Below are 10,482 nucleotides of genomic sequence, written 5' to 3' on the forward strand. Positions count from 1 at the left end.
GACGGCATAATTTTTCATTGGAGGCAAAAATCAAAACTGCTTTCTTTCTAAAAGCTTTTTTGCTAATGAGGGAGGAGCTTAAAAGGGTTAATTTTTTGTCTCCTTTCTTTTGAATATAATAGAAGTCATGTTCGGGTTTAACGTAGGGGTTATAGTTGTAATCTTTTCTGAGATAAAGAGTTATAAAGCCTTTATTTAGGATCTTGTAAGTTAACTTGTTAATGACTATATATTCACTGTTTTTAGTGTGGTACGCCTTAATTTTTTTATAGGAAATTTTTTTAATCTTTTGAGAGCTAAGGTAAGGCTTAATCCTGATTTTGCCCTTTGCTTGAATATACCCATGTAGGGTATCCCCTTCTGTCGTGACCAAATAACCTTTTTCGAAGATTTTACTATTCCCCTGGGAATAAGCAGTCAGAATACCAAATAAATAAAAAATAGTTAGTAGAAGTTTTCTTTCCATATTTGCCTCATTCTAGATAGAAAAAAATACAATAACCTGGACTGGATTATAGGGTATAAATATTTAATCACCCTACATTTAAAAATACTATAAAAATACACTGTTAATATAGTTTTTTATTTGAACAAAGATATGGAATAATTTGGATTAATCTTAGATTTTTTATTATTCCGAAAATAGAAAAGGTGGCCTGGTATCAAATCAAAAAGAAGGTTAGGAGTAGGGATTTTAATTTTTTTGGTGTTATCTTTTTAAAAGATGAAAGGGTGGTGGTTGAAAGGATTTTTGGAAAATACTTTGGGGAACCTCCAATGTTGAAAGTCCATAGGATTATTTTAGATAAAACTGTTTCTCCTAGAAAATTGATATGTAACCAGGACAGGGACTCCTGTGAGCCTTTTTCAGTCTTAATTGGTGAAGTTGAAACAAAGTGGTGTCTTTATGATAAAAATAAATCCGTACGAATCAGGATTTCGCACGGATTTTAAGTTTTCTTTTTAATAATAGATGAACTGATGTTTCTTACCCTCCAAAAGTAGCCCTTAAGTTGATTTGATAATTTCTTCCGGGCATGGCGTAAGTTTCTATATTTTGGTAGTTGATATCAAATAAATTACGGCAACTGAATGAAAAATCGAGTAAAAGTTTATTAACATTAATTTGTTTTCCTAATGAAAGGTTGGTTAGTGTATAGGCTTTAAGGGAAGATGCTTCATTGGCCAAAGAAAATCGCTTTCCTGTATAGTTTAAGGTACCCAAGGTATACCAATTATTGTAGCCAAGTGAAGTACTAAATGCTCCAGTATTTTTTGGGGTATAGGCCAATTGGAATGAACCTTTATTTTCATTAGGGTTTGTTCGGTCAATTGTTTTACTATGTGAATAATTGAGGTGGCTGGACCATTTCCAGACATTCCACTGTGTGCTGACATTTACGTTTAATTCAATTCCCTCACTTTTTACATTACCTAAATTTACCGGTGAATAGATTTCATAACCAAATTCATCGATGTTTCCGTTGGGTTTCCATTGTATCCAATTAGTTACTTTCATGAGATAGTAGGTGGTTTCTGCCTCCAATTTCCAATTGTTCTGTTGAAAATTATAAACTAAACCAGCTTCCCCGCTATAAGAATCTTCGGGTTTTAAATCTGGATTTCCTGTAGGAACCCAAAATCTATCATTGATGGTAGGTATACGGTAACTTCTGGCTAACAAGAGCTTGGCCTTTAGTTGCCTGTTTGATCTTTTTAAAAGAGCCCATTCATTTCCTAGCGATGGTGTGAAAGGAACAAATTTGCCTTTAAACATGACTTGTCTTGCATTTGCCGTGATGCTCCAGAAGTCTAGGGGCTGAAAGCGGAAAGAGGCATAGAGGTTTCCTCTTTCTTCAGAAATATTGCCAATAATATCATTTTTCGCTTTAATGAAATTCCATTGGGTACCGACTTTTAAACTAGATTTCGGTGAAAAGTCTTTTTCGTAGTTTATAGAAGGTATAATTTGACTGAATATTGTTTGACTGGGTGTATTGGAATAAATATAAACATAGTCGTCATATAAAAAACCTAGTCCTGTTGTGAAGTAACCCATATTGGAGTTTTGGTGATAGGAGGCTTTCAAACGAAGGGATTGATCTTCTTCCTGACTATGGTAATTGGTTACGTTATTGATGCTCATTGGAGGCTGAATATCTTTTTGAGAATTTTGGTACCAACCTTGGAATGTCAGGTAAGATGCTGAGGAAAATCGATAATTAAAATCCTGAAGGAACCCATAAAGTTTTGAGTTGGCATTTTGTTGTCTTTCAATTGGGCTTCCTTCCAGACTTTCATTTTTGAATTCAAAGTCATTCTTGGCTGTTTGGTAATAGATTTTGCTACGGCTTTCCCAGCTACCATTACCCCAATTGAGTGATAGTCCGGAAAAATAATTATCAAAACTGGCAGCACTTTGAAATAAGGAAGCTTGTATACCCTCCTGCCATTGAGGGGAGGAGTTTAGTAAAATACTTCCTCCTATGGCATCACTTCCATTAAGGGCCCCTGCTGATCCATATTGCAAATGAATACGGTCCATGGCAAAAACAGGTAATAGAGAAAAGTCAGATTGTCCTAATGTGGGGGAGTTGATATTTAATCCATTCCATAGGACGGCAGTATGGCTGGGGCCTGTCCCCCGAAAAGACACTGAGGAAAGTCCAGTCCCATTTGATTTGAAATATATTGGGCTTTGTTGGTTTAATAGGTCAACAATGTTGTGTGTGGAAGCCATAGTTTGTACCAGAGAGTCAGGAGCTACTATTTTGCTTCCTGTAATGTATTTTTCTTGGGGGATACCATAAATTGTTACTTCCTGTAATTTTAGTGTATCCAAGGAATTGGCCTGTAAACTTCCAGTAAGTATAGTTAGAAAGGAAATCAGTGTGTAAATTTTTTTCATAATGGCTTTTGAATTAAAGATTTAAATCAAAGCCAGGTGAAAATTTGCGAGATTAGTTAAAAGGAGGGGTAGTTTCCTAAAAAACTGTTCTCTGCTTTTCACCCGAAAGCTTCGACGATGATTGAAATCTGGCAGGTCTCCTGGCTTACTTAATCTTGTCACAGCCTTCCCATTCTACAAGAACAGTGGCAAAAGTGGCAACAAGCTTTAAAGTTTACAGTTGCGGGGACAGCTTTCGAATTACACGAAATTCCCTTTTCAGCCCAGACCCAAGGATGGGACTGAAGCACCAAATTTTCGGCAAAAGTAGAAAAGATTTTTGAATTGATAAAGTTTAAATGGGGAAGAGGGGCTAGTTAAGAGTTAGGTGAAAGGTATTTAAATTCCTAGTCTGACTGGATAACACAAGGCAATACGTGGAAAACCCCGTGTCTATTTGGCATTTAAATGAATCTCGAGATAATTCCGTATAATTGCCTCATTATTTCCGATTAAAAGGTTTGAGGTAACCACTTGTCATGAATAAAAAGAAGCTCAAAATACACTTTATTTTATTTTTCATTCCAATTATTTTTTGTGGCTGTTCTAAATCCTCACAGGAACAATCAGAGAAGGGTATAAAAGATGTGGAATTCGAAAAAGATCTTTTTCCAAATAAAGTAGATATAACCTATGCGGAAACTTTTAAAGTTACCTACCACAAGACTTATAAAGAAGTAGAGGTGACCAGGCCATGGAAAAATGCTGAATCAGGTTTTAAATATTGGTTAGTGCCAAAAGGAATGTCAGTTCCAAGGCACGACTCTAAGATTACAGTTATTGAGATCCCGGTAGAGAGAGTAGTGGCTTTATCTACTACACATTTGCCAATGTTTGATCAGCTCCAGCAATCCGCGTCAATTGTAGGGTTTCCACATACGGATTACATATCCTCTCCTGCTATTCGGAAATTGGTTGATGAAGGGAAAGTGACAGACTTGGGACCAGATGGTGCATTGAATACAGAATTGCTTCTTTCTGTTCAGCCTGATATGGTCATGGCTTATGGAATGGGAAATCAAACTGATCAATTGGATGTCATTAAAAAGACAGGGATTCCTGTAGTGGTGAATGCAGATTATATGGAAGATAATCCTTTGGGAAGAGCTGAATGGATTAAGTTTACGGCTTTGTTTTTCAATAAGGAGAAACAGGCTCAGAAGGTTTTTGAAAGAATTCGAAGTAGTTATGATTCCTTACGAGTATTAAGTCAGACGGCAAAAAATAAACCCAAGGTGTTCAGTGGGACAGTCTATGGTGATATTTGGTATACACCAGGTGGAAAAAGTTGGGGAGCTCAATTTCTTCAAGATGCAGGTGCTGATTACTTGTGGAAAGAAACGGAAGGAAAAGGCAGTTTGGAATTGTCTTTTGAAGCTGTGTATGACTTGGCCCATAAGGCCGATTATTGGGTGGGGGTAGGTGCTTTTAAAAGTTTAAAAGAAATGGAGGCACAAGAGAGTCGCTACCAAATGTTTAAGGCTTTTGAAAATCAACAGGTGTATAATTACAATGCCAAGGAAGGGGAAAAAGGAGGAAATACTTATTTGGAGCTGGGGTATGCCCGGCCCGATATTGTATTGGCAGATTTGATTAAGGTCTTTCATCCGGAATTGCTGCCCGATTATCAGCCTTATTTTTATCAAAGACTTAAATAATAGATTTATTAGGAATTTAGCTTTGAGGTTTAGTTTAGGGGCTTGAATCCAGGTTCATGATTCCTGATTACCTTTAATGTTTAAATTGATCATAGCATTAATTTCATTCTTCATGAATACTGCCCTAATCCAAAAAAGAAGCACAAAGGCATTTGTTCTCCTTATTTTTTTAGCATTTCTATTTCTCATACTTGATGTTTCTTTTGGTTCGGTGTCTATTCCTTTTGGGGACCTGTTAAGTGTATTGGCAGGAAAAGAAGCTGCTAAGGAGAGTTGGCAACATATTATCTGGGATTTTCGTCTTCCAAAAACCATAACGGCGCTGCTGGTAGGTGCAGGTCTTTCATTAAGTGGCTTGCTTATGCAAACCTTATTTCGAAACCCTTTGGCGGGTCCTTTTGTACTAGGAATTAGTTCCGGAGCAAGTCTGGGGGTAGCACTCTGGATAATGTCAGGGGTATTGTTAGGAGGTTTTTTGGCTTTTCCATTTGAGTTTGTGGGAGGGAAATGGTTCACTGTGTTAGCTTCTAGCTCCGGGGCAATGTTGGTGCTTCTTTTGGTGCTATTTATTTCCTTTCGCCTACAAGACAGTATGAGTTTATTGATTATTGGATTGATGTTTGGAAGTGCCACAGGGGCAATAGTTTCCGTGATACAATATTTTAGTAAGGCAGAGGAGGTACAGGCTTATCTGTTTTGGACCTTTGGTAGTTTGGGTGGGTTAAGTTGGATAGAACTTCAGGTTTTCTTCCCTGTAGTTCTATTGGGTTTAATTTTGGCCATTAGTCAGGTGAAGAATTTAAATGTACTATTGTTAGGGGAGGAATATGCTAGAAGTATGGGTATGCGGATAATGCGTACCCGTTTATGGTTGATTTTAAGTACAAGCTTGTTGGCAGGAAGTATTACGGCTTTTTGTGGTCCTATTGCCTTTGTGGGAATTGCTGTTCCTCATTTGGCTCGCTTACTTTTTCAGTCGGCAGATCATAAGCTGTTAATTCCTGCTACCATCCTCTGTGGAATTATTTTAATGCTTTTTTGTGATATCCTTGCTCAACTTCCTGGCCAACAAGAGACATTGCCCATTAATGCAGTGACGTCCCTCTTTGGAGCACCTATTGTTATTGGGTTGATAGTGAAGGGGAGAAGAATTAGGGGAACATTTGCCAGATAGGTCATGAGTTTTAATTATCCGATATTGCAGACCAAAAAGCTCACAGTGGGCTATAAAAAAGGAAAAAATCAGCTGATACCGGTATTGAAAGATGTAGACCTGGAGCTTTTTAGGGGAGAATTGGTGTGTTTTTTGGGGCCTAATGGAGTGGGGAAATCGACTTTGCTTAGAACGATTTCCTCTGTACAACCAACATTAAGAGGGGAGGTTCAATTGGATGGGAAACCATTAAAGAAGTACAGGGTACAGGAAATAGCAAAAAAGATCAGTTTAGTTTTAACAGAGAAAGTAAGTGTAAATCACCTGAATGTTTTTGAATTGGTATCTTTGGGAAGATATGCTCATACTTCATGGAGTGGAAAGCTAGTTTCGAAGGATAGGGAGATCGTACAACATGCGCTAGAGGTTACCCACACAAATGGTTTAGTAGAAAAGCAGGTGCAAGAACTTAGCGATGGTCAATTACAAAAGGTCATGATTGCCCGAGCCTTGGCTCAGGATGGAGAGTTAATTATTTTGGATGAGCCCACAGCACATTTGGATTTGACTAATCGAATGGAAATAATGCTTCTATTGAAGAAATTGGCACATGAACAGCAAAAAGCCATTCTTGTATCTACCCATGAGTTAGAATTAGCAATACATACTGCTGACCGCCTTTGGTTGGCTTCTCCTGGTCAACCCATTTATTGTGGTTTGCCGGAAGACTTAATCTTGGAAGGAAAAGTAGCCCAAACCTTTTTGAAGGAGGGAATAAGTTTTGATCAAAGTAGTGGGAAATTTAAGGTGCTGCCTGTCAAAGGGCTTCCGATAAAAGTAGAAGGAAGTGGCTTGAATTATCTTTGGACCCGTCATGCTCTTGAGCGAAAAGGATATTTGCCAGTAACTACAAATTCAAATTATAAACTTCAGGTTTTTGAGAATCCTAGAAGATGGTTATTGAAAACTGAAGAACAGGAAAATATTTACTCTTCTCTTCGTAAGTTGTTATTCGATCTCGAAAGGGTTAGCCAACAAAATTAAGAGTAATCCATTTTTTTATAGTTATATTGTCTATTTGATTATTTGGGCTCTGTTTTAAAATGTGCTTTATATTCAACGTTAGCACATATTGCAAAATAATATACCAATGGAGGAATTTATTGTTCTTAAGGGTTATCAGACCAAGTATCCTGATCCAATTATTTTAAAGGCTGGAGATATCGTAGAGTTAGGAAGAGAGGAAGAAAAGGAAGATTGGAAAGGTTGGATTTGGGCAATTAAAAAGGATAAAGAAGGTTGGATACCTATGCAAATTGTTAAAATTTGTGGGGATGGACTAGAAGGGGAAATATTAGAATCCTATTCTGCAAATGAATTAAATGTTCGTAAAGACGATAGAATTCAAAAAATTAGGTCATTAAATGGGTGGAGTTGGTGTTTAAATATAGCAACTAAATCAGAGGGCTGGATACCCAATGAAATCATTGGGCAAAAACTTTTAATAAATCCAATAAATTAAAATATTATGACCCATATAGTACGTTGGGGAATTTTAAGTACAGCCAGAATAGGTACACAAAAGGTGGTTCCTGCCATGCAAGGTGGGGAGTATTGCCAAATTGAAGGCATAGCTTCTCGTTCTCTTCAAAAGGCAGAAGAAGAGGCTAAAGAATTAGGTTTACCAAGGGCATTCGGGAGTTACGAGGAATTATTAAATGATCCAAAAATAGATGCCATTTACAATCCGTTGCCAAACCATTTACATCTGCCTTGGACAATTAAAGCATTGGAAGCCGGAAAACATGTATTGTGTGAAAAGCCTATTGGTTTAAATGCAGAGGAAGCAAAGGAACTAAAAGAAGCGGCAAGTAAATTTCCAGGCCTTAAAGTAATGGAGGCTTTTATGTATCGCTTTCATCCAACCTGGAAAAAGGTTCAAGCACTGGTAAGGGAAAATGAAATAGGGGAGGTGAAAACTATTCAGTCTTTTTTTTCTTATTATAATATTGACCCTGAAAATATTCGGAATAAACCCGAAATGGGTGGAGGAGGATTGATGGATATTGGGTGTTATTGTATATCGGTTCCAAGATTCCTTTTTGAAGCAGAGCCTAAGCGTGTGATGGGGCTAATGGACCTGGATCCGGAAATGAAAGTTGACCGCCTTGCTTCAGGAATTTTAGATTTTTCTAATGGAAGGAGTGCTACTTTTACTTGCTCTACTCAAGTAATGCCTTATCAAAAGGTAAATGTTTTGGGAACAGATGGGCGAATTGAAGTAGAAATCCCTTTTAATATTCCTCATGATGTACCAACCAAAATTTGGTTACATTCCAAAGAGCAAACAGAGGAATTGCGTTTTGACCCAGCTAATCAATACACCTTACAGGGGGATATATTCTCTAGGACAATTCTACAAGACTCAAAGGTCCCAACCCCATTAGATGATGCAATTGGGAATATGAAGGTGATTGATGGTATAAAGGAAAGTTCGGAAAGAAGTGAATGGGTAAATATTGGTTAAAAGCAAAAAGCTCAAAATGAACTGTGAGGAGAAAAGAAATGGGTGGTTTTTACTTTTGAAAAAATCTTAGAATTGCAGTTTTTTTCAGATTTCAGTTTTATGTGTAATGCCTGAAGAAAATTCTCCAGGCATTAGAAAAAGGTAACACTAAAGAGTTGCCAATTGATCGTGAGCTGCTTTGATGTCTGGATAAGCATGCATCCCATGTTCTGCCATGTCCAGCCCTTCAGTTTCTTCCTTGGTGTCTACTCGTAGCCCAATTGTTTTTTTGATGATGAAAAATATGCTGAATGAACTGATAAAACTAAAGGCTCCTATAACTCCTATGCCAATCAACTGACTGCTAAGTTGTGTCCAAGAAGCAAGGTTGCCGAATATTCCGACAGCTAACGTTCCCCATATACCACAGATTAAATGTACTGATATGGCTCCCACTGGATCGTCAAGTTTAAGTCGATCAAGTAGAACAACGGAAAGTACTACTAATATGCCTGCAATTAATCCAATTAATAAAGCGTCTACGGTACCCATTTGGTCAGCGCCGGCTGTAATGCCTACCAATCCTGCTAATATTCCATTTAAAACCATTGTTAGGTCGTTTGTTTTAAATAAAGCATAGGAACAGGCAAAGGCCCCAATTGCTCCTGCAGCTCCTGCAATAGAGGTGGTCACAAATACCAGTGAGACGGTTCCAGGATCGGCAGAAAGGACAGATCCTCCATTAAATCCAAACCAACCGAACCATAAAAGGAAAACTCCTAGAGTTGCTAAAGGCATGCTGTGACCTGGGATAGGCTTCACTTTACCTTTTACATATTTACCAATTCTTGGTCCAAGCAGGATTACCCCGGCCAAAGCTGCCCATCCTCCTACTGAATGGACTATGGATGAGCCGGCAAAGTCGTAAAAGGAGGTGGAAAGTGTATCTAAAAATCCTCCACCCCATTTCCACATACCGACGATAGGGTAGCAAAATCCTACATAAATCATGGAGAAAATTAAAAAACTAGAAAGTTTAATACGTTCGGCAACAGCTCCTGATACAATAGTGGCTGCGGTAGCCGCAAACATAGCCTGGAAAATAAAATCAGTCCAATAAGTGTAGCCACCGCTGTATTCAGCTGTATTACCTGCCTTTGGTAGATCTAATCCTAATCCGCCAATTCCAAAAAAATGACCTGTAAAGCTTTCTCCTGGATACATTATATTAAATCCAATGAATGCATAGGATAGGATTCCCATGGCGGGAATTATTGAATTCTTAAACAAAATATTGACAGTGTTTTTAGAGCGGGTAAGCCCTGCTTCCAGAGAAGCAAAACCTAAATGCATGACGAATACCAGAATAGTGGCTATCATCATCCAAAGGTTGTTAATGGTAAAAAGTTCTTGTGACATGGTGTTATACTTTATAATTGATAGGGTTAGTAGATTAATGGGGGTAAGTGAAAAATCTTTCAAATATTACAAAGCGGCTGCCCCTTCTGCTTTGTTCCTGATGCGGTGTAAATTTTCAATAGGAATAACAAAGACTTTTCCGTCTCCTATTTCCCCAGTGTATGCGGCTTTCATGATGCAATCCATAGTGCTTTCTACCTGCTCCTCGGCGACTATGATTTCAATTTTAGTACGCTGGATGTAATCTGCGTCATAGGCTGTTCCTCTGTATACCTGCCCCTGGGCTTTTTCTAAACCTATTCCTTTGACTTCACTATAGGATAAAAAGCGGATTCGCATTTGTGAGAGCGCTTCTTTTACCTCTTCAAACTTTGACGTTCTAATGATGGCCTCAATCTTTTTCATTTTTGATAATTTTAAGAATTAAGGTTAAAATTTTACCCTAATATTGATAAAAAATATGTGAAATAAAATTTTTAGATTAATAATTTAACCTATTTTACTTTTTTTATTATAAAGATGGAGTATCAATCCTTTTCGGAAAAGATAATTGTGAAATTGATCAATTTTATATTTAAGTTTGATGGGAGACAAATTGCAGGTGATATTAATTTCAAAGAGGGTGAGACCTAGCTAGATTTTAATCTATTGAAAGGAATATAATAGGGAAATTTATAGGACTAATGGTTATTCCTCATGTTGTAAAAAAAATTGGTCTCATTTTAAAATGAGACCAAATGAAAAAGTAGATCTTTTGAGGGATATTTTCTTATTTTGTTGAAACATTTATAGGTTGGGG

The 10,482-nt window shown here is 37.4% G+C and carries 9 protein-coding genes and 1 riboswitch; of the genes, 5 read left to right on the forward strand and 4 right to left on the reverse strand.

The features are described from left to right. Both E1171_RS15725 and E1171_RS15730 read right to left on the reverse strand, forming a co-directional pair. A partial coding sequence (locus tag E1171_RS15725) for a hypothetical protein (RefSeq protein ID WP_155207002.1) occupies positions 1-466 on the reverse strand: 466 nt, incomplete at its 3' end. A gap of 522 nt (positions 467-988) precedes the next feature. Continuing rightward, complete coding sequence (locus E1171_RS15730; RefSeq protein ID WP_155207003.1) at positions 989-2,908, reverse strand: TonB-dependent receptor plug domain-containing protein; 1,920 nt, start codon at positions 2,906-2,908, stop codon at positions 989-991. A gap of 113 nt (positions 2,909-3,021) precedes the next feature. Next, positions 3,022-3,217: riboswitch (cobalamin riboswitch) on the reverse strand. A gap of 317 nt (positions 3,218-3,534) precedes the next feature. Here E1171_RS15730 and E1171_RS15735 point away from each other — a divergent pair. The 5 genes from E1171_RS15735 to E1171_RS15755 all read left to right on the forward strand — a co-directional run bounded on the left by E1171_RS15735 (position 3,535) and on the right by E1171_RS15755 (position 8,285). Continuing rightward, on the forward strand, positions 3,535-4,605 hold the full coding sequence (locus E1171_RS15735) for an ABC transporter substrate-binding protein (protein WP_187696492.1): 1,071 nt from the start codon (positions 3,535-3,537) through the stop codon (positions 4,603-4,605). Between the two features lie 112 nt (positions 4,606-4,717). Continuing rightward, on the forward strand, positions 4,718-5,779 hold the full coding sequence (locus E1171_RS15740; RefSeq protein WP_155207005.1) for an iron ABC transporter permease: 1,062 nt from the start codon (positions 4,718-4,720) through the stop codon (positions 5,777-5,779). A 3-nt stretch (positions 5,780-5,782) separates the two neighbouring features. Then, the gene (locus E1171_RS15745) at positions 5,783-6,802 is read left to right on the forward strand and encodes an ABC transporter ATP-binding protein (RefSeq protein WP_155207006.1); all 1,020 of its coding nucleotides are present in this window, start codon (positions 5,783-5,785) and stop codon (positions 6,800-6,802) included. A 106-nt stretch (positions 6,803-6,908) separates the two neighbouring features. Continuing rightward, complete coding sequence (locus E1171_RS15750) at positions 6,909-7,280, forward strand: SH3 domain-containing protein (protein ID WP_155207007.1); 372 nt, start codon at positions 6,909-6,911, stop codon at positions 7,278-7,280. A 6-nt stretch (positions 7,281-7,286) separates the two neighbouring features. Continuing rightward, positions 7,287-8,285 carry a Gfo/Idh/MocA family protein gene (locus E1171_RS15755; protein WP_155207008.1) on the forward strand — a complete coding sequence of 333 codons (999 nt, stop codon included), beginning with the start codon at positions 7,287-7,289 and terminating at the stop codon, positions 8,283-8,285. 147 nt (positions 8,286-8,432) lie between these two features. Here the strand turns inward: E1171_RS15755 and E1171_RS15760 are convergent, their stop codons facing one another. Both E1171_RS15760 and E1171_RS15765 read right to left on the reverse strand, forming a co-directional pair. Beyond that, positions 8,433-9,683: an ammonium transporter gene (locus E1171_RS15760; RefSeq protein ID WP_155207009.1), complete on the reverse strand. Its 1,251-nt coding sequence runs from the start codon at positions 9,681-9,683 to the stop codon at positions 8,433-8,435. A 66-nt stretch (positions 9,684-9,749) separates the two neighbouring features. Next, positions 9,750-10,088 (reverse strand): P-II family nitrogen regulator, encoded by a 339-nt coding sequence (locus E1171_RS15765; protein ID WP_155207010.1) that lies wholly within the window; start codon positions 10,086-10,088, stop codon positions 9,750-9,752. Between the last annotated feature and the right edge of the window lie 394 nt (positions 10,089-10,482).

Origin of the sequence: Xanthovirga aplysinae (genome assembly GCF_009711365.1) — a bacterium.
Lineage (GTDB): Bacteria > Bacteroidota > Bacteroidia > Cytophagales > Cyclobacteriaceae > Xanthovirga > Xanthovirga aplysinae.

What these genes read in the sequence shown, in the direction of transcription:
- E1171_RS15730 (WP_155207003.1), bottom strand. Translation starts at nt 2,908, where the DNA reads ATGAAAAAAATTTACACACTGATTTCCTTTCTAACTATACTTACTGGA.
- E1171_RS15740 (WP_155207005.1), top strand. Translation starts at nt 4,718, where the DNA reads ATGAATACTGCCCTAATCCAAAAAAGAAGCACAAAGGCATTTGTTCTC.
- E1171_RS15745 (WP_155207006.1), top strand. Translation starts at nt 5,783, where the DNA reads ATGAGTTTTAATTATCCGATATTGCAGACCAAAAAGCTCACAGTGGGC.
- E1171_RS15750 (WP_155207007.1), top strand. Translation starts at nt 6,909, where the DNA reads ATGGAGGAATTTATTGTTCTTAAGGGTTATCAGACCAAGTATCCTGAT.
- E1171_RS15755 (WP_155207008.1), top strand. Translation starts at nt 7,287, where the DNA reads ATGACCCATATAGTACGTTGGGGAATTTTAAGTACAGCCAGAATAGGT.
- E1171_RS15760 (WP_155207009.1), bottom strand. Translation starts at nt 9,683, where the DNA reads ATGTCACAAGAACTTTTTACCATTAACAACCTTTGGATGATGATAGCC.
- E1171_RS15765 (WP_155207010.1), bottom strand. Translation starts at nt 10,088, where the DNA reads ATGAAAAAGATTGAGGCCATCATTAGAACGTCAAAGTTTGAAGAGGTA.